Source organism: Kitasatospora kazusensis, from assembly GCF_039529945.1.
Classification (GTDB): domain Bacteria; phylum Actinomycetota; class Actinomycetes; order Streptomycetales; family Streptomycetaceae; genus Kitasatospora; species Kitasatospora kazusensis.
In genome coordinates this window covers 232,995-250,713 of record NZ_BAAANT010000004.1, presented here as the reverse complement: position 1 = coordinate 250,713, position 17,719 = coordinate 232,995, and the positions used below count along the sequence as shown (strand labels likewise).

Sequence of the window (17,719 nt, the reverse complement as noted above, 5' to 3'; positions counted from 1 at the left end):
GACGATCCGCTCGACGTTCTCGGCCTCGTTGTAGGTCGGGATGATCACCAACACCTTGCCGAGATCGGCGAAGGTGGTCTCCTTGGGGGCAGTCACGTCTGAAGCCTTTCGAAGCAGCTGTAAGGAGCGGCGAGCCCGCAGCCGACGGACGGATCGGCGATGCACGTCACGGGATGGGCCCACAAGTACGAAGATGTCAAGAATCCGCATGGTACAACGGCAGGCCGGTCCGATTTGACGCCAGGGCTGGGCCGCCCGCCCGGCCCTGCTCCTTCTTTAGGTAGTCTTCCTGCTCAAACCTGAACACCCGTGGGTCGCGAAGCAGGGTCCCTCGCGTCCGGCCTCGCCGCCAGCAGCGCTTCCCCGAAGTGCGCAGGTCCGACGGCCCCGGACCTGCGTCCCCGCGCCGGTGTCGACCGAGAGAGTGCGGCCTGACCGCACCTAGCAGGGTGGAGCGGTAGTGCGGGACCTCAAGCAGTTGGTGAAGGCGTACGACGTCCGGGGCGTGGTGCCGGACCAGTGGGACGAGTCGTTGGCCCGCGCGTTCGGCGCGGCGTTCGTGCAGGTGGTCGGCGCGTCCGCGGTCGTGGTCGGCCACGACATGCGCCCCTCCTCCCCGTCCCTGTCGAGGGCGTTCGCCGAGGGCGCCGCCGCCCACGGCGCGGACGTGGTCGAGATCGGGCTCTGCTCCACCGACCAGCTGTACTACGCCTCCGGCAGCCTGGACCTGCCCGGCGCGATGTTCACCGCCTCCCACAACCCCGCCCAGTACAACGGCATCAAGCTCTGCCGCGCCGGCGCCTCCCCCGTCGGCCAGGACACCGGCCTCACCGCGATCCGCGAACTCGTCGAGTCCTGGACCGCCCCCGACGACACCGTCACCGTCCCCGCCCCGGCCCCGGACGTGAAGCCCGGCACGCTGACCGCCCGCGACACCCTGCGCGGCTACGCCGACCACCTCCTGGGCCTGGTCGACCTCACCACCATCCGCCCCCTGAAGGTCGTCGTCGACGCCGGCAACGGCATGGGCGGCCACACCGTCCCCACCGTCCTGGCCGGCCTCCCCCTGGACATCGACGAGCTGTACTTCGAACTCGACGGCACCTTCCCCAACCACGAGGCCAACCCGCTGGACCCGGCCAACCTCGTCGACCTCCAGGCCCGCGTGCGCGAGGTCGGCGCGGACATCGGCCTGGCCTTCGACGGCGACGCCGACCGCTGCTTCGTCATCGACGAGAACGGCGACCCCGTCTCCCCCTCCGCCATCACCGCCCTCGTCGCCGCCCGCGAAATCACCCGCGCCCAGGCCAACGGCGAGAGCAACCCGGTGATCATCCACAACCTGATCACCTCCTGGACCGTCCCCGAGGTCGTCCGCGAACTCGGCGCCACCCCGCTGCGCACCCGCGTCGGCCACTCCTTCATCAAGCAGGAAATGGCGGAGACCGACGCCGTCTTCGGCGGCGAACACTCCGCGCACTACTACTTCCGCGACTTCTGGCGCGCCGACACCGGCATGCTCGCCGCCCTGCACGTCCTGGCCGCCCTCGGCCACCAGGACCGCACCCTCTCCGCCCTGACCGCCGCATACGACCGCTACGCCGCGTCCGGCGAGATCAACAGCACCGTCGCCGACCAGGCCGGCCGCACCGAAGCCGTCCGCACCGCCTACGCCCACCTGCCCGGCGTCACCACCGACACCCTCGACGGCCTCACCGTCGCCGGCGACGACTGGTGGTTCAACCTGCGCCCCTCCAACACCGAACCCCTGCTGCGCCTGAACGTCGAGGCCAAGGACCCCGCGAAGATGGCCGAACTGCGCGACGCCGTCCTCACCCTCGTCCGCACCTGACCCACCGCACGCCCCGAACGGCCCGGCCGGTCCCGCCCGCAGCGGACCGTACCGGGCCGTTCACCTTTCCGTTCGCACATTCGGCTAGGGTCGGTTACTCCGCGCTGCCGGATCCGGGTGGCAGCAGTACCGCGACCGCGGTAGTACTCCAGAGAGCAGAAGGACCACGTTCATGGACAGGCTCGTCAACACCGTCCGCCCGTACGCCTGGGGATCGGCCACCGCCATCCCCGAGCTGCTGGGCCGGGAGGCGACCGGCGAGCCGCAGGCCGAGCTCTGGATGGGCGCGCACCCCGGCTCGCCGTCGCACGTGGACCGGGGCAGCGGTGAGCGCTCGCTCGCCGAGCTGATCGCCGAGGACCCGCGGCGCGAGCTCGGCGCCGACGCGGTGGCCAAGTTCGGCCCGAGCCTGCCGTTCCTGCTCAAGGTGCTCGCCGCCGGCACCCCGCTCTCCATCCAGGCCCACCCCGACCTCGCACAGGCCCGCACCGGCTTCGCCGACGAGGAGGCCCGGGGCGTCCCGCTCGACGCCCCGCACCGCAACTACAAGGACGCCAACCACAAGCCCGAGATCATCTGCGCGCTGGACGAGTTCGAGGGCCTGTGCGGCTTCCGCTCCCCCGCCGACGCGGCCGCGCTGATGGAGTCCCTGGACACCCCCGCGCTCGCCCCGCTGATCGAGCTGCTGCTGAACAAGCCCGAGGCCGAGGCGCTCAGCCAGGCGCTCGCGACCGTGCTGTCGATGACCGGCGAGACCGCCGCCACCACCGTCGCCGAGGTCGCCGCCGCCGTCGAGAAGGCGGCCGCGGCCGACCCCGACGGCCAGTTCGCCGGGTACGCGTTCGCCGCCCGCGAGTACCCCGGCGACACCGGGCTGCTCGCCGCCCTGCTGCTCAACCACTTCCGGCTCCAGCCCGGCGAGGCCGTCTACCTGGGCGCCGGCCTGCCGCACGCCTACCTGCGCGGTCTCGGCGTCGAACTGCTCGCCAACTCCGACAACGTGCTGCGCGGCGGCCTGACGCCCAAGCACGTGGACGTCCCCGAGCTGCTGCGGGTGCTCACCTTCCGGGGCAGCGCGCCGGACGTGCTGCGCCCGGTCGCCGACGCCTCCGGCGAGCAGCTCTACCCCGTGCCGATCGACGAGTTCCGGCTCTCCCGCTACCTGCTCGGCGCCGAGGCCCGCCAGGTGGACGGCCGCGCCGCGCAGATCCTGCTCTGCACCGAGGGCAGCGCCGAACTGACCGCCCCCGACGGCGGCACCCTCACCCTCGCCCGCGGCGAGTCCGCCTTCCTCCCCGCCACCGGCGCCGGCACCTGGACCAGGCTGACCGGCCCGGGCGCCACCGTCTTCCGCGCCACCGTCACCCTCTGACGGACGCCTCCGGGCGGCTGCGGACATGCAGATGACCCGGCCCCGAGGACGGCCCCAGCGGCGGTAGCTCCCGGACGAAGCCGTACCCGCTGCGCTCCGCCACCCGGCAGGAGCCCTCGTTGCCGACCTGGTGGAACAGCTCCAGCCGCACCAGCCCGTCGGCGCCGAAGGCCTCGAACGCCCAGCGGGTGAGCTCCGCGACCGCCCGGGAGGCCACACCGCGCCCCCGGGCGGCCGCCACCGTCCAGTAGCCGACCTCGGCGGACGGCCCGCCCGGGGTGAGGCCCTTCAGGACGACGTGCCCGACCGGGCCGCCGTCCCCCTCGACGACCGCGAAGCTGATCCGCTCCCCCGAGTCCCGGCCCCGCCGCTGCTCCTCCAACCAGCGCAGCGCGTCCGCACGGGTCTCCATCGAGCTCTTCAGCCAGTGCCGCAACTCCCGGTCCCGGTAGGCCTCCAGCACCACATCCGGGTCGGTGTCCGCCAAACCCCAGGGCCGCAGCACGACCGCCGCCGGCTCCCCCGCCGGCCCCGGACGGACGCCCCCGCTCAACACCGTTCTGTCCTGCACGACCGCTCCCCCATGATCAACCTGGCACGTCGGCCACATGCTAGAGCGTGTCAGGGAGCCTTCGCCCGCCTCGCCCGCCTCGCCCGCCTCACATGCCGATCGCGCCGTCGATCCGCTCCCGGAGCAGATCGGCGTGCCCGTTGTGCCGGGCGTACTCCTCGACCAGGTGCATCAGCACCCAGCGCAGCGACACCGTCCCGCGCCAGCCGTCCTCGCCCTCGACGTCCAGGCCGGGTGCGGCGGCGACGAACTCCTCGGCGAACGCCACCTCCGCCCGCCAGGCCTCCCACGCGCCGGCGGCCACCGCCGGGTCGGACACCGCGCCGTCGAAGTCGCCGTCGGGGTCGGCCGCCGAGGAGAAGCGCGGCGGGGCGTCCTGACCGGCCAGCACCCGCCGGAACCAGCGGCGCTCCACATCGGCGAGATGCCGGACCAGCCCGAGCAGCGAGAGCGTGGACGGCGCCACCGACCGCTCGGCCAACTCCGCCTCCAACCCTGCGCACTTGAGCACCAGCGTGGCCCGCTGCGCCCCCAGGAAGTCCACCAGCATGGCCCGTTCACCGCCGTTGGCGGGCGCCCACAGCCTGCGGTCACGGTCGGCGTCGACGAGGAGATCGGCTCTTCTGGCGGGTGCGGTCATGCCCGCCATCATCGCGGTGCCACCCGGACGGCACCACCCGCCCCCTACCCCTAGTACTTGAGAGCTACCCGGCAGGTGCACTCCCTGGCGGGGCGCCAACTACGCCCCGCCCTCAATAACTTCGGCGCCACAGACCCGAACACCCCCGGCCCGGAAGGACCACCCGTCATGGCGCCCCGCCCGACCAGCAGCAGCGCGCACGCCGGCAGGACACGCGGCAACCGCCTGCGCCGCACCCTGCTCGCCGCCCTCGTCACCGCCTCGGTGGCCCTGCCGCTGTCCGGCGCGGCCCGCCCCGGCGCGGTCCCGGCACCCGTACCGGCCGCCCTCGCCCCCCTCACCACCGCGACACCCGCCGCCCTGGACGAGCGCTACGCCGCCGACCGCGCGGCCGTCCGCGCGGCCGAACGGACGGCCGCGGACCACGGCGACCGGGCCCGGGCGGCCGCGCTGGACGCCATGGCCGCACCCGGGCGGCAGTTCCTCTCCTTCGACGGGCGGGACGGCGGCCGCACCACCGAGGTCTTCGGCGACCTGTCCGGCGCCGCGCTGATCGCCGTCCTGGTACCGGGCTCGGACACCGACCTCGACACGTACGAACGCCTGCGGACCGGCGCGGTGGCCCTCCAGCGGCAGCTCGGCCCCCAGGCCGCCGTGATCGCCTGGCTCGGCTACCGGACCCCGGGCACGGTGAGCCCGGAGGTACTGACGCCCGGCCGCGCGGACGAAGCGGCCCCCGCACTGCGGCAGTTCACCGCCGCACTGCACGCGCTCAGGCCGACCGCCCGGACCTCGCTGCTCTGCCACTCCTACGGCTCCGTGGTCTGCGGGCGGGCCGCCGCCGGCGCCACCGGCGGCAACGGCCTGCAGGTCGCGGACATCGTGCTGTACGGCAGCCCCGGCACCGGCGCCGACAACATCGCCGGGCTGCACACCCGGGCCACCGTCTGGGCCGGCCGGGGCAGCGGCGACTGGATCAGCGACGTGCCGCACGTCCGGCTCCCGCTGCTCTTCACCAGCATCGGGTTCGGCACGGACCCGGTCTCGCCGGAGTTCGGCGCCCAGGTGTTCCCGGCGGGCGACGGCGGCCACAGCGACTACCTGCGGCCCGGTTCCGTCCCGCTGCGCAGCATCGCCCGGATCGTCGCCGGCCAGGACCCCCGGACCCCGCAGACAGCACCGCTTCCGGCACCGCAGACCCCGCAGACCCAGGTTTCGGAGGACCGCCATGCGTGACCTGATCCGACGGATCGACGCCGCCACCCCGCCCGGCCGCGACCGCGCCGTCGACGCCCTGCGCGCCGTCGCCGTCCTCGGGGTGGTGTCCGGCCACTGGCTGGTGACCGCCCTGGTCAGCGACAGCGGCACGCTGCACGGCGCCAGCCCGCTCCAGTACATGCCCCGACTCGCCCCGGCCTCCTGGGCGTTCGAGACCCTCGCGGTGTTCTTCCTGGTCGGCGGGCAGGTGGCGGTGCGCAGCTACGCCACCGCCCGGGCCCGGGGCACGACCTACCGGCAGTGGCTCGGCGCCAGGACGGCCCGGCTGAGCCGGCCGGTCGCCGCCCTGCTGACGGTGTGGGGCGTGACCGCGGGCGCGCTGCTGCTCTCCGGGGTGGGCCCGGCCACCGTGCACACCCTGCTCAAGCTCGTCCTCTCGCCGCTCTGGTTCCTGCTGGTCTTCGCCGCCCTGACAGCCGCGACGCCGCTGGCCGCCCGGCTGCACCCGGCCTGGCCGCTCGCCGTCGTCCTGCTGGTCGACTGGACGCGGTTCGGCCTCGGCGGCCCGGCCTGGCTCGGCTGGCTCAACGTCGCGGCGGGCTGGCTCGTCCCGTACTGCCTCGGCGCGGCCTGGGCCCGGGGTGAGCTGCGCAGCCGGACGACCGGTCTGCTGCTGCTCACCGGCGGCGCGGCCGCGACCGCCGCCCTGGTCCTTCTGGCCGGCTACCCGGCCTCGATGGTCGGGGTGCCCGGCGCCGCGATCTCCAATCTCGACCCGCCGACCCTGGCCGCCGTCACCTTCGGCCTGGCCCAGTGCGGAGCGGCCCTGCTGCTGCTCGGCCCGCTCCGGCGCCTGCTCGCCCGCCCGGCCGCCTGGGCGGCGGTGGCCCTGGTCAACCTCTCCGCCATGACGGTCTTCCTCTGGCACCAGACCGCCCTGATGGCCGTCACCGCGACCGGCCTGCTCGCGGGCCGGCCGCTCCCCGGTCTGCACACCGTGCCCGACGGGCCGGGCTGGGTCCTCGCCCGGCTCGCCTGGCTGCCGGTGTTCGCCCTGGCGCTCCTGGTCTGCTGGGCCGCGTTCCGCACGTACGAGCAGGCGAAGCCGCGGCCCACCGGCCCGGCCGCCCACGAGGGGCGTCCCGCCCGGACGGTGACGGTGCGACATGCCTAGAGTGGATCTTCCGAAGGGGGAGAACATGGCGAAGCAACTCGCGGAGGTCCTACGGGCGGTGCCGCACGCCCTGCGGGAGGACCTCTGGACGAGGGCCGCCGAGCCGCCGCCGCGCTGGCAGCAGCGCTCGCAGGACTGGATACCGGCGATCCTGGTGCTCCTGGTGGTGGCCGCCGCGGTCCTGCTGGCCGGCTCCTCGAACCAGTACGCCTTCGCCTACCACCTCGGCGTACCGATCGGCCTACTGCTCGGCGGAATCCAGTCGGCGGCGGTCGTCGGCGCCCTGTTCCGCCCGGTCGTCGCCTGGTGGGCGACGACCCTCGTCACCCTCCTCACCGCCTGCACCACGCACGCGCCGAGCGGCTCGAACGCCCTGTTCCCCTGGACCGGCCCGGGGCTCACCGCACAGGTCGCGGTGCTGTTCCTGCTGGCACTGCGGACCCGCCCCCGGGTCGCCGCCGAGACCCTGGCGATCACCCTGCTGCTGGGGGTCGGCTGTGCGCGCTTCCTCGGGCAGGACCAGCAGCACACCCTCACGCCCTCCATCGCGTTCCTCACGGTCGCCGTGGTGGTCGGCGGCCTGCTGCGCGGCCGCCGGCTGGCCCGCCGGCAGCTGGTCGAACAGGAGGAGCTCACCGCCGAGGAACGGGCCCGGCGCACCCTGCTGGAGGAGCGCAGCCGGATCGCCCGCGAGCTGCACGACGTGGTCGCCCACCACATGTCGGTCATCTCCATCCAGGCGCAGGTCGCCGTGCACCTGGCCGAGAACCCGTCCGCCGAGCTGAGGGAGAACCTCGCGGGCATCCGCCAGAACGCGGTCGAGGCCCTCACCGAACTGCGCCGGGTGCTCGGCGTCCTGCGCTCCGAGGACACTCCGTCGGACGGCGTACGGCACGCCCCGCAACCCACCCTCGACCGGCTGGACGAGCTGGTCGGCAACGTCCGCGGCGCCGGACTCACCGTCACCACCGAGACCGTCGGCGCCCCCCGCCCGCTGCCGCCCGGCATCGAACTGTCGGCGTTCCGGATCGCCCAGGAGGCGCTCAGCAACGCGATGCGGCACGCCCCCGGGGCGACGGTACGGGTCGAGGTCGGCTACCACCCCTCCGGCGTCACCGTCCGGGTCACCAACACCGCACCGGAGCAACCCGCCCCGCCCTCGCCCGGGGCCGGCCACGGCCTGTTGGGCATGCGCGAGCGCACTGCCATGCTGGGCGGCGAACTCGCCACCGGGGCGACCCCCGACGGCGGCTACGAGGTGACCGCGATCCTGCCCACCCCGCCCCCGGCCGAACCCGCCGCTCCTGCCGCACCCACCGTCCCCGTGGAGGACACGCCGTGACGACCATCCGCGTACTGATAGCCGACGACCAGATGATGGTCCGGCAGGGCTTCACGGTGCTGCTCAACGCCGAACCCGGCATCGAGGTGGTCGGCCAGGCCGTCGACGGCGTCGAAGCCGTCGAGAAGGTCGCCGAACTCCGCCCCGACGTCGTCCTGATGGACATCCGGATGCCCCGCCTCGGCGGCATAGAAGCGACCCGCCGGATCACCGAGCCGGCCGACGCCACCGTCAAGGTCCTCGTCCTGACCACCTTCGACCTCGACGAGTACGTGTACGAGGCGCTCCGCGCGGGCGCCTCCGGCTTCCTGCTCAAGGACGCCTCCGCCGCCGAACTCGCCCAGGCCGTACGGGTGGTGGCGGACGGCGACGCACTGCTCGCACCCAACATCACCAAGCGCCTGATCGCCGAGTTCTCCCGGACGACCGGCTCCCCCCGCGCACCCCGCCAGGTCCGCGTCGGCGACCTGACCGAGCGGGAGACCGAGGTGCTGTCCCTGATCGCCCAGGGGCTCTCCAACGCGGAGATCGCCGAGAACCTGGTCCTGGCCGAGCAGACCGTGAAGTCCCACGTGAGCCGGATCCTGGTGAAACTGGGCCTCCGCGACCGGACCCAGGCAGCGGTCCACGCCTACGAGACGGGCCTGGTCCGCCCGACCGGCTACTGAACCGGACCGGAGAGCCCGACCTGAGCCGTCAATTCGTCCACAACAGACCGATGTTGACGGTGCGTCACCGGCGCCGCCACCCCGCTCCGAGCAGCGACCCCCGAGCAGGACTGGCTGCAACGGCCGGCGGCCGCCCCGCGGAAGGTTGCCAGGGCGGCGGGGTGGGCAGCCTCAGAGCACCCATGTCATGGGCACAGCAAGGCAGTTGGACGCCCAGCGCTCCCCTGCCCACCCCGCCGCCGGAAGGAACCCGCACCCGTGCCCTCCGCCCCCGCCGCCCTCACCCTCGCCAATCTGCTGCTCCGGCCGGGCTTCGGCGCCCGCCGCACCCCCGACCGGGCCTTCGACCGGCTGGTCGCCGCCACCGGACAGGCCGACGGGGACCAGCAGTTCGTCGACGACTTCCGCTTCCTCCTGCGCCACTGGGCCGCGGACGAGAACCTCACCCCGGTCGGCTGGCTGTCCGCACAGGCCCACGTCCGCAGGCACCTCACCAACCGGGCCCGGCTGCGGCGGCTGATCACCGAGAACCCCGCGATCGAGCGGGAACCCATCGAACGGCCCGTGTTCGTCGTGGGCCTGCCGCGCACCGCCACCACCCTCACCCACAGCGTGCTGTCCCTCTCGGACCGGCACCGATGTCCCCTGCTCTGGGAGCTCCTCACCCCCGACCTGGAACGACCGCCCGCGCAGCAGCGCAAGGCCGTCACCACCGCCCGCCTGATGGCCGGCGGCATCAACCTGTTCGCCCCGCGCTTCCGCGACATCCACCCCCTGGCCGCCGAGAGCCCCGACGAGTGCACCCACGCCCTGCCGCACACCGTCATGCCGCTCTCCCAGGCCCACATCCCCGCCTACCGGGCCCACCACCGCGAACGGGACTTCGTCCCCGACTACCGCCACCTCAAGCAGGTCTTCCAGGTGCTCCAGTACGGCCGCCCCCGCCGCCGCTGGGTGCTGAAATCCCCCCTGCACACCGAGAACCTCGACGCGCTGCGCACCGTCTTCCCCGACGCCACCATCGTCTGGACCCACCGCGACCCGGCCGCCGTCGTGGCCTCCTTCTGCAGCCTGGTCGAACACGGCATGGCCATCACCCGCCACCCGCTCGACCTCCCCGGCATCGGCGCCACCTGGCTCGAACTGCTCAGCCGCTCCACCACCCGAGGCCTCGCGGCCCGCGCCGCGATCCCCCGCGAGGCCCTGGTCGACGTCCCGTACTCCTGGCTCGGCTCCGACCCCGCCACCGGCGCCCCGAAGCTCTACGAGTCCATCGGCGCCCGCTGGACCGCCGCCGACGCCGCCCGCCTCCCCACGGTCACCGCCCGCCCCAGGGGCACCCGCCCGCACAGCTACGACCTGTCCCGCTACGGCCTGACCCACGCCGACGTCGCCACGGCCTTCGCCGACTACAACACCCTCCGCACCGAGGTCGACCCGGCCTGACCCGCTGTGCCCGGACTCCTACGTCAGGTCGCGGGTCATGTCGACGAAGCGGGAGTAGTGGCCCTGGAAGGCGACCGTGATGGTGGCGGTCGGGCCGTTACGGTGCTTGGCGACGATCAGGTCGGCCTCACCCGCGCGCGGGGACTCCTTCTCGTAGGCGTCCTCGCGGTGCAGCAGGATGACCATGTCCGCGTCCTGCTCGATCGAGCCCGATTCACGCAGGTCGGAGACCATCGGCTTCTTGTCCGTCCGCTGCTCCGGGCCACGGTTCAGCTGGGACAGCGCGATGACCGGGACTTCCAGCTCCTTGGCGAGCAGCTTCAGGTTTCGCGACATGTCGGAGACCTCCTGCTGCCGGCTCTCGGCACGGCGCGAGCCCCCGGACTGCATCAGCTGGAGGTAGTCGATGACCACCAGCTTGAGGTCGGCGCGCTGTTTCAGACGGCGGCACTTGGCACGGATCTCCATCATCGACAGGTTCGGCGAGTCGTCGATGTAGAGCGGCGCGGCGGTGACGTCCGGCATCCGGCGGGCGACGCGCGTCCAGTCGTCGTCCGTCATGTTCCCGGACCGCATGTGGTGCAGCGCGACCCGGGCCTCGGCCGAGAGCAGTCGCATGGCGATCTCGTTACGCCCCATTTCGAGCGAGAAGATCACACTCGGTAGACCGTTGGTGATCGAGCAGGCACGGGAAAAGTCCAGGGCGAGCGTCGATTTGCCCATGGCCGGCCGGGCGGCGATGACGATCATCTGGCCCGGGTGCAGGCCGTTGGTGAGGGCGTCGAGGTCGGCGAAGCCGGTCGGGACGCCGGACATCTGGCCCTGGCGGGAGCCGATGGCCTCGATCTCGTCGAGGGCGCCCTCCATGATGTCGGCCAGCGGGGCGTAGTCCTCGCTGGTGCGCTGCTCGGTGACGGCGTAGATCTCGGCCTGGGCGGCGTTGACGATCTCGTCCACGTCGCCCTCGGCGGCGTACCCCATGCCGGCGATGCGGGTGCCGGCCTCGACCAGGCGGCGCAGGACGGCGCGCTCGTGGACGATCTCGGCGTAGTACTCGGCGTTGGCCGCCGTGGGGACGGAGTTGACCAGGGTGTGCAGGTAGCCCGGGCCGCCGACCCGGGTCAGCTCGCCGCGCTTGGTGAGCTCGCTGGCGACGGTGATCGGGTCGGCCGGCTCGCCGCGGGCGTAGAGGTCGAGGATGGCGCTGTGGATCAGCTCGTGGGCGGGCCGGTAGTAGTCGAGGGGCTTGAGCACCTCGACCACGTCGGCGATGGCGTCCTTGGAGAGCAGCATGCCGCCGAGGACGGACTGTTCCGCCGCCAGGTCCTGCGGGGGCACCCGTTCGAAGCCGTCGGCGGGCTGCCGGCCCTCGCCCGAGTCGTCGTCCCGCTTCTTCTTCCCACCGCCGAAGCCGCCGGGCCCGCCCGAGCCGCCCGAGCCCGAGCCGGACCCCCCGCCCGAGCCGCCGCGCTGGAACGATCCGCCTTTGCCGCCGCCGTCGCCCTTGCGCGACACGGGCAGCCGGTCACCCGGTCCGTCCGGGAACGGTCCGGCGGGGAAGGCTTCGTCGGACGGCTGCCAGTCGTCCTCCGGCGGCGGAGGTACGTCGTGGTCGTCGTACTGGGGGCCGGTCACGCGTGTTCCCCGATCAGCGGTTGGTGCGGGTTGGAGCGGGCCTTGCCGATGGCGCACCTTCTTTCATACGCCACCGCACGGACAAATCCGGCACCGGGCGGGCGGTGTCGCGCGGACGGCTGCGCCGGACAAGCGTCCACGCTAAGGGGCCGGGAGCCGATCGGCCAAGATGGTTATCCACAGGGCATGTGGATGAAGGGGTCCCACCTGTGGGTAACTGCCTCGAACCTGTGCACAACTCTGTGGACATCACTGTGGATAACCACACCATCTACTCGGCGTCAATGCTCTGACCTGCCATTACTCCCCCAATCGGCTGTGCATGAGAAATAGTTCACACAGGCGGGCCGCCCGGTCGGCAGCCAGCCCGCAGCTCCCTCGGGGCCGGTCGAGAAGTAAGCACCTCTGGCACCTTGTACCCATTACCTGTGGATGAGTACGCTGGCCCGATGACAACCGCCCCAGCACGTCGGCAGGACCGGCAGGGCCGACCGGGCCGCCGGCACGACCGGGAGATCCTCGCACTGGCGATCCCCGCCTTCGGGGCGCTGGTCGCCGAGCCGCTCTTCCTGATGGCCGACTCGGCGATCGTGGGCCACCTCGGCACCCCGCAGCTGGCCGGCCTCGGGGTCGCCGCCGCGGTGCTCTCCACCGCGACCGGTGTCTTCGTCTTCCTCGCGTACGCGACCACCGCGGCCGTCGCCCGCCGGATCGGCGCCGGCGACCGGCGGGCCGCCGTCCAGCAGGGCATCGACGGCATCTGGCTCGCCCTGCTGCTCTCCGTCGCCGTGGTCGCACTGATGCTGGCGCTGGCCCCGCAGGCCGCCGCCGCACTGGGCGCCTCCCCGACCGCCACCCCGTACGCCGTCAGCTACCTGCGAATCAGCTCGCTGGGCATCCCCGCGATGCTGATGGTGATGGCGGCGACCGGCGTGCTGCGCGGCTTCCAGGACACCCGCACTCCGCTGCTGGTGGCGATCGGCGGTTTCGGCGCCAACATCCTGCTCAACCTCGGCCTGGTCTACGGCGCCGGCCTCGGCGTGGCAGGCTCGGCGTGGGGCACCGTGCTGGCCCAGAGCGGGATGGCGGCCGGGTACCTCGTGGTGGTGGTCCGAGGCGCCCGCCGCGAGCGGGCCGGCCTGCGCCCGGACCTGGCCGGGATACGGGCCTGTGCCAGGGCCGGCGGGCCGCTGGTGGTCCGCACGCTCAGCCTGCGGGCCGTCCTGATGATCGCCACCGCCGTGGCCGCCAGGCTCGGGGACGCCCAGGTCGCCGCGCACCAGATCGCCATGACGCTCTGGGTCTTCCTGGCCTTCGCGCTGGATGCGATCGCGATCGCCGGCCAGGCCATCATCGGCCGCTACCTGGGTGCCTCGGACGTCCCGGGCACCCGGGCCGCCGCCCGCCGGATGGTCCAGTGGGGCATCGGCTCCGGGCTGGTGCTCGGGCTGCTGATGGCACTGGCCCGGCCGCTGTACGTGCCGCTGTTCTCCGCCGATCCGGCGGTGCGGCACCAGCTGTCGACCGTCCTGCTGCTGGCCGCGCTGACCCAGCCGGTGGGCGGGCTGGTCTTCGTGCTGGACGGGGTCCTGATGGGCGCCGGCGACAGCACCTACCTGGCCTGGGCGATGCTCGGCACGCTGGCGGTCTTCGCCCCGGCGGCGGTCGCGGTGCCCGCGCTGGGCGGCGGGCTGGCGGCGCTCTGGTGGGCGATGAACCTGTTCATGCTGGTCCGGGGCGGTTTCCTGTGGCGGCGCTTCCGGACCGGGGCCTGGCTGGTCACCGGAGCCGTCCGGGCCTGAGCCCGGCCGCGCCCGCGGAAGGGCCCGGGCGGGCGGAACGGCCACATGAGCAGCCCCGCGAACCGGGAACCCCCGAACCGGGAACCCCCGAACCGGAAAACCCGGGAGCCCGGGACCGGAGGGCACGGGATCCGGGTGCCGGAAAACCCGAGGGCCGGGCTCCCCGGAGGGAGCCCGGCCCTTGAGTACAACTACCGCAGGTGCGGTGTTCAGGCAGCGACGACGGCGACGTCGAGGTTGGCCTGGACATCGGCGTGCAGCTTGACCGAGACGCGGTGGGTGCCCACGGTCTTGATCGGCGAGGCGATCGCGACGGCGCGCTTGTCCACGGCGGGGCCGTCGGCGGCCTTGATGGCCTCGACGACGTCAGCCTGGGTCACCGAGCCGAACAGGCGGCCGGCGTCGCCGGAGCGAACGGCCAGCTTGACCTGGAGGCCCTCGAGCTTGCCCTTGATCTCGGTGGCAGCCTCAAGGGTCTGGATCTCGTGGATCTTGCGGGCGCGACGGATCGCGTCGACGTCCTTCTGGCCGCCCTTGGTCCAGCGGATGGCGAAGCCACGCGGGACCAGGAAGTTGCGGGCGTAGCCGTCCTTGACCTCGACGACCTCGCCGGCCGAGCCGAGACCGGGAACCTCGTGCGTGAGGATGATCTTCATGTTTCGGTCACCCTCTCTTAGCGCGTGGTGGAGGTGTAGGGCAGCAGCGCCATCTCACGGCTGTTCTTCACGGCCGTGGCGACGTCGCGCTGGTGCTGGGTGCAGTTGCCGGTCACCCGGCGAGCGCGGATCTTCCCGCGGTCGGAGATGAACTTGCGGAGCAAGTTCGTGTCCTTGTAGTCAACGTAGTTGACCTTGTCCTTGCAGAAGACGCAAACCTTCTTCTTCGGCTTGCGAGCAGGCGGCTTCGCCATTGTGTGCTCCATTTGGGGTTCACGAGCCGAGAGGTGCCAGGCACCCTACGGATCGCACGAAATCTCTCAGCATGCCTGAGCCCGAGGGCTCGGCGCGCACCGCTTAGAGCCGGAGCTCCTTAGAACGGAGGCTCTTCCGAGTAGCCGCCACCGGCCGGAGGGGCGCCCCAACCGCCGCCGCCACCCTGGTTCGCACCAGGGGCGGGAGCGCTGGAAGCCCACGGGTCGTCGGACGGGCCGGACTGGCCGCCGCCGGAGCCGCCCGCGTTCGGGCCTCCCCAACCGCCGCCGCCCTGCTGGCCGCCTCCGCCGTACCCGCCGCCGTTGCCACCACCGAAGCCGCCACCGCCGCCGGGGCCGCCCTGTCCACCGGACCGGTTGGCCCGGGTGACCTTGGCGGTCGCCGAACGCAGGCTCGGGCCGACCTCGTCGACCTCGACCTCGAAGACCGTCCGCTTCTCGCCTTCCTTGGTCTCGTAAGACCGCTGGCGCAGTCGGCCCTGCACGATGACGCGCATGCCGCGCTGCAGCGATTCGGCGACGTTCTCCGCGGGCTGACGCCAGACGTTGCACGTGAGGAAGAGGCTCTCGCCGTCCTTCCACTCGTTGGTCTGACGGTCGAAGGTCCGCGGCGTCGAAGCGATGCGGAACTTGGCGACCGCGGCACCCGAAGGGGTGAAGCGCAGCTCGGGGTCGTCGACGAGATTGCCGACGAGGGTGATGACGGTCTCGCCTGCCATGGTGGTGATGACCTCTCGGAAAGAAGTTCTGCGGTGCTCGTCCACATGTTTCACGTGAAACACAGGACGTGAACCACCCGACGCCCTAGGGCGTCAAGGGGTGGCTCAGTGGGTGTCCGGGCGCAGGACCTTGGTCCGCAGAACCGACTCGCTCAGTCCGAACTGGCGGTCGAGCTCCTTGACGACCTCAGGCGTGGCCTTGAGGTCGATGACCGAGTAGATGCCCTCGGACTGCTTGTTGATCTCGTAAGCCAGACGGCGGCGACCCCAGGTGTCGACCTTCTCCACGTTGCCGCCGCCATTGCGGACGACGGTGAGGAAGTTCTCGATCAGGGGGGAGACAGCGCGCTCCTCGACCGAGGGGTCGAGGATGACCATCACCTCGTAGTGACGCATGAGTAACCCACCTCCTTTGGACTCAGCGGCCACGGTCTATCCGTGGCAGGAGGGTTGTGCAGCGTCGGCACCGGTGCGGCGACGACGTACCGCTCACCGTAGTGAACAGGTCCGACAGTCGGCCCCGGATCCGTCCTCCACCACGCGGGGGATCCCGCCGGAGGCAGATGGGGGGCACAACTACACCAGTGCAGACCGCACAGCCTACCCGCACCCGTACGGCCGAACAAAACGCATAGGGGTTGTGATCCACCCCCAACCGCCGCAATCTGTACAGAACGGCATCTCGTCATCCACCAGGAGGTGGGTTTCATGGCACAGACCGCCCGTCGATTCCCGGCGCTCACGCTCAACACCGACGGCCATCCGCACCCCCGCGAGAACGCCCTCGTCGGCCTGACCGTCGCGTTCGGGGTGCTCGCCTTCGTCAGCTCCTTCTTCCACAGCCTCCACATCATGAGCTCGTGGACCGGCCTGGCCGGAGTCGTCACGGGCCTCTGGGGCCAGTTCATCTCGGTCACCACGGCCGAACGGTTCGTGGTGGTCATCGCCCTGGTCGCGTCCGCCTTCGGGCTCGGCATCGGGCTCGCGCACGGCGGGATGTTCGGGGGCGTGTGGTGAGACCCGCGCTCTGATCAGCCCGGACAAAGCTGCTCGGACCGCGTGACTTCCGGCGCCCTCCTCGCGTACTTACCTGTGTACAGGTCCGCGAGGAGGGCGCCGTCGCGTCGGCTCCAGACCGCCCGAAACGGACCATTCGGGCGATAGGGTCACCCCTGGACCGGCCGACCGAGGAGGAAGACCCGAGCATGAGCTTGCGCCTGAGGACGATCACCCGCGACGAACACCTCGCCTTCATCAGTAAGCGCCCGTCGGCCAGCCACATGCAGGTGCCGTCCTGGGGCGAGGTGAAGGCCGAGTGGCGGACGGAGAGCATCGGCTGGTTCGACGACGCGGGCGAGCAGGTCGGCGCCGCGCTGGTGCTCTACCGCCAGCTGCCCAAGCTCAAGCGCTACCTGGCCTACCTCCCCGAGGGGCCGGTCATCGACTGGTTCGACCGCGAGCTGGACCGGTGGCTGGAGCCGATGCTGGCGCACCTGAAGGCCCAGGGCGCGTTCTCGGTGAAGATGGGCCCGCCGGTGGTGATCCGGCGCTGGGACGCCCCCACCATCAAGGAGGCGATCGCCGGCAAGCAGGCCAAGCGGCTGCGCGACGTCGAGGCCGACTGGTACGAGCCGCGCGCCTTCGAGGTCGCCGACCGGCTCCGCAAGGCCGGCTGGCTGCAGGGCGAGGACGGCGGCGCCGGGTTCGGCGACGTCCAGCCCCGGTACGTGTTCCAGGTCCCGCTGGCCAACCGCTCGCTCGACGACATCCAGCGCGGCTTCAACCAGCTCTGGCGCCGCAACATCAAGAAGGCCGAGAAGAGCGGCGTCGAGGTGGTGCAGGGCGGCTACGAGGACCTGCCGGTCTTCCACCAGCTGTACGTGGTGACGGCCACCCGGGATCACTTCACCCCCCGCCCGCTGGCGTACTTCGAGCGGATGTGGAAGGCGCTCGCCGGTGAGGACCCGGACCGGATGCGCCTCTACATCGCCTACCACGAGGGCGAACCGCTCGCGGCCACCACGATGCTGACGGTCGGTGAGCACGTCTGGTACTCCTACGGCGCCTCCGCGAACCACAAGCGCGAGGTCAAGCCGTCGAACGCGATCCAGTGGCGGATGATCCGCGACGCGTACGCGCTGGGCGCCGGCCTCTACGACCTGCGCGGGATCAGCGACACCCTCGACGAGGACGACCACCTCTTCGGGTTGATCCAGTTCAAGCTGGGCACCGGCGGCCAGGCCGCCGAGTACCTCGGGGAGTGGGACTTCCCGCTCAACAAGCTGCTGCACAAGGCGCTGGACCTCTACATGTCGCGCCGCTGAGTCCTGCCGCGCACCGCGGCGGGCC

General features: G+C 72.2%; 17 protein-coding genes. 10 read left to right on the top strand and 7 right to left on the bottom strand.

The window, feature by feature from the left end; translation table 11 throughout:
- The first annotated feature begins 460 nt into the window (after nucleotides 1-460).
- Both ABD330_RS06045 and manA read left to right on the top strand, forming a co-directional pair.
- On the top strand, nucleotides 461-1,852 hold the full coding sequence (locus tag ABD330_RS06045; protein ID WP_344461508.1) for a phosphomannomutase/phosphoglucomutase: 1,392 nt from the start codon (nucleotides 461-463) through the stop codon (nucleotides 1,850-1,852).
- A 172-nt stretch (nucleotides 1,853-2,024) separates the two neighbouring features.
- Nucleotides 2,025-3,224 carry a mannose-6-phosphate isomerase, class I gene (gene manA / locus ABD330_RS06040; protein WP_344461506.1) on the top strand — a complete coding sequence of 400 codons (1,200 nt, stop codon included), beginning with the start codon at nucleotides 2,025-2,027 and terminating at the stop codon, nucleotides 3,222-3,224.
- Here manA and ABD330_RS06035 read toward each other — a convergent pair.
- Together ABD330_RS06035 and ABD330_RS06030 are read right to left on the bottom strand one after the other, a co-directional pair.
- Nucleotides 3,214-3,795, bottom strand: a complete 582-nt coding sequence (locus ABD330_RS06035; RefSeq protein ID WP_344461504.1) for a GNAT family N-acetyltransferase — start codon at nucleotides 3,793-3,795, stop codon at nucleotides 3,214-3,216. The genes manA and ABD330_RS06035 overlap by 11 nt on opposite strands.
- Before the next feature lie 88 nt (nucleotides 3,796-3,883).
- Nucleotides 3,884-4,435: a DinB family protein gene (locus ABD330_RS06030; RefSeq protein WP_344461502.1), complete on the bottom strand. Its 552-nt coding sequence runs from the start codon at nucleotides 4,433-4,435 to the stop codon at nucleotides 3,884-3,886.
- 168 nt (nucleotides 4,436-4,603) lie between these two features.
- Here ABD330_RS06030 and ABD330_RS06025 point away from each other — a divergent pair, with 168 nt between their 5' ends.
- From ABD330_RS06025 to ABD330_RS06005, 5 genes are all read left to right on the top strand, one after another.
- Nucleotides 4,604-5,671: an alpha/beta hydrolase gene (locus ABD330_RS06025; protein WP_344461501.1), complete on the top strand. Its 1,068-nt coding sequence runs from the start codon at nucleotides 4,604-4,606 to the stop codon at nucleotides 5,669-5,671.
- Nucleotides 5,664-6,827: an acyltransferase family protein gene (locus tag ABD330_RS06020; RefSeq protein ID WP_344461499.1), complete on the top strand. Its 1,164-nt coding sequence runs from the start codon at nucleotides 5,664-5,666 to the stop codon at nucleotides 6,825-6,827. The genes ABD330_RS06025 and ABD330_RS06020 overlap by 8 nt, the downstream gene beginning before the upstream one ends.
- 25 nt (nucleotides 6,828-6,852) lie before the next feature.
- Entirely contained in the window at nucleotides 6,853-8,169 is a 1,317-nt protein-coding gene (locus tag ABD330_RS06015) for a sensor histidine kinase (protein WP_344461497.1), read from the top strand.
- A complete protein-coding gene (locus tag ABD330_RS06010) occupies nucleotides 8,166-8,837 on the top strand; it encodes a response regulator (RefSeq protein WP_344461495.1) in 672 nt (223 codons plus the stop codon). Before ABD330_RS06015 ends, ABD330_RS06010 begins: the two co-directional genes overlap by 4 nt.
- A 258-nt stretch (nucleotides 8,838-9,095) precedes the next feature.
- Nucleotides 9,096-10,283: a sulfotransferase family protein gene (locus ABD330_RS06005; RefSeq protein WP_344461493.1), complete on the top strand. Its 1,188-nt coding sequence runs from the start codon at nucleotides 9,096-9,098 to the stop codon at nucleotides 10,281-10,283.
- A gap of 18 nt (nucleotides 10,284-10,301) precedes the next feature.
- On the opposite strand, the gene dnaB is transcribed toward ABD330_RS06005, so the two are convergent.
- A complete protein-coding gene (dnaB, locus tag ABD330_RS06000; RefSeq protein WP_344461491.1) occupies nucleotides 10,302-11,918 on the bottom strand; it encodes a replicative DNA helicase in 1,617 nt (538 codons plus the stop codon).
- 449 nt (nucleotides 11,919-12,367) lie between these two features.
- Here dnaB and ABD330_RS05995 point away from each other — a divergent pair, with 449 nt between their 5' ends.
- Complete coding sequence (locus ABD330_RS05995; protein ID WP_344461489.1) at nucleotides 12,368-13,720, top strand: MATE family efflux transporter; 1,353 nt, start codon at nucleotides 12,368-12,370, stop codon at nucleotides 13,718-13,720.
- A 209-nt stretch (nucleotides 13,721-13,929) separates the two neighbouring features.
- Here ABD330_RS05995 and rplI read toward each other — a convergent pair whose 3' ends face one another.
- The 4 genes from rplI to rpsF all read right to left on the bottom strand — a co-directional run bounded on the left by rplI (nucleotide 13,930) and on the right by rpsF (nucleotide 15,766).
- Nucleotides 13,930-14,376 carry a 50S ribosomal protein L9 gene (rplI, locus tag ABD330_RS05990; protein ID WP_344461487.1) on the bottom strand — a complete coding sequence of 149 codons (447 nt, stop codon included), beginning with the start codon at nucleotides 14,374-14,376 and terminating at the stop codon, nucleotides 13,930-13,932.
- A 17-nt stretch (nucleotides 14,377-14,393) separates the two neighbouring features.
- Entirely contained in the window at nucleotides 14,394-14,630 is a 237-nt protein-coding gene (rpsR, locus tag ABD330_RS05985) for a 30S ribosomal protein S18 (RefSeq protein ID WP_030270170.1), read from the bottom strand.
- Nucleotides 14,631-14,749: 119 nt separating this feature from the next.
- Nucleotides 14,750-15,370: a single-stranded DNA-binding protein gene (locus tag ABD330_RS05980; protein ID WP_344461484.1), complete on the bottom strand. Its 621-nt coding sequence runs from the start codon at nucleotides 15,368-15,370 to the stop codon at nucleotides 14,750-14,752.
- 105 nt (nucleotides 15,371-15,475) lie between these two features.
- The gene (gene rpsF, locus ABD330_RS05975; RefSeq protein ID WP_344461482.1) at nucleotides 15,476-15,766 is read right to left on the bottom strand and encodes a 30S ribosomal protein S6; all 291 of its coding nucleotides are present in this window, start codon (nucleotides 15,764-15,766) and stop codon (nucleotides 15,476-15,478) included.
- A 312-nt stretch (nucleotides 15,767-16,078) separates the two neighbouring features.
- On the opposite strand from rpsF, the gene ABD330_RS05970 reads away from it, so the two are divergent.
- Together ABD330_RS05970 and ABD330_RS05965 are read left to right on the top strand one after the other, a co-directional pair.
- The gene (locus ABD330_RS05970) at nucleotides 16,079-16,387 is read left to right on the top strand and encodes a G protein-coupled receptor family protein (protein WP_344461480.1); all 309 of its coding nucleotides are present in this window, start codon (nucleotides 16,079-16,081) and stop codon (nucleotides 16,385-16,387) included.
- A 188-nt stretch (nucleotides 16,388-16,575) separates the two neighbouring features.
- Nucleotides 16,576-17,694, top strand: coding sequence for a lipid II:glycine glycyltransferase FemX (locus tag ABD330_RS05965; protein ID WP_344461478.1), 1,119 nt, complete (start codon nucleotides 16,576-16,578; stop codon nucleotides 17,692-17,694).
- Nucleotides 17,695-17,719: the final 25 nt, after the last annotated feature.

Coding starts and splice junctions, on each gene's coding strand:
- manA (WP_344461506.1), top strand. CDS start 2,025: ATGGACAGGCTCGTCAACACCGTCCGCCCGTACGCCTGGGGATCGGCC.
- ABD330_RS06030 (WP_344461502.1), bottom strand. CDS start 4,435: ATGACCGCACCCGCCAGAAGAGCCGATCTCCTCGTCGACGCCGACCGT.
- ABD330_RS06025 (WP_344461501.1), top strand. CDS start 4,604: ATGGCGCCCCGCCCGACCAGCAGCAGCGCGCACGCCGGCAGGACACGC.
- ABD330_RS06020 (WP_344461499.1), top strand. CDS start 5,664: ATGCGTGACCTGATCCGACGGATCGACGCCGCCACCCCGCCCGGCCGC.
- ABD330_RS06015 (WP_344461497.1), top strand. CDS start 6,853: ATGGCGAAGCAACTCGCGGAGGTCCTACGGGCGGTGCCGCACGCCCTG.
- ABD330_RS05995 (WP_344461489.1), top strand. CDS start 12,368: ATGACAACCGCCCCAGCACGTCGGCAGGACCGGCAGGGCCGACCGGGC.
- rplI (WP_344461487.1), bottom strand. CDS start 14,376: ATGAAGATCATCCTCACGCACGAGGTTCCCGGTCTCGGCTCGGCCGGC.
- rpsR (WP_030270170.1), bottom strand. CDS start 14,630: ATGGCGAAGCCGCCTGCTCGCAAGCCGAAGAAGAAGGTTTGCGTCTTC.
- ABD330_RS05980 (WP_344461484.1), bottom strand. CDS start 15,370: ATGGCAGGCGAGACCGTCATCACCCTCGTCGGCAATCTCGTCGACGAC.
- rpsF (WP_344461482.1), bottom strand. CDS start 15,766: ATGCGTCACTACGAGGTGATGGTCATCCTCGACCCCTCGGTCGAGGAG.
- ABD330_RS05970 (WP_344461480.1), top strand. CDS start 16,079: ATGGCACAGACCGCCCGTCGATTCCCGGCGCTCACGCTCAACACCGAC.
- ABD330_RS05965 (WP_344461478.1), top strand. CDS start 16,576: ATGAGCTTGCGCCTGAGGACGATCACCCGCGACGAACACCTCGCCTTC.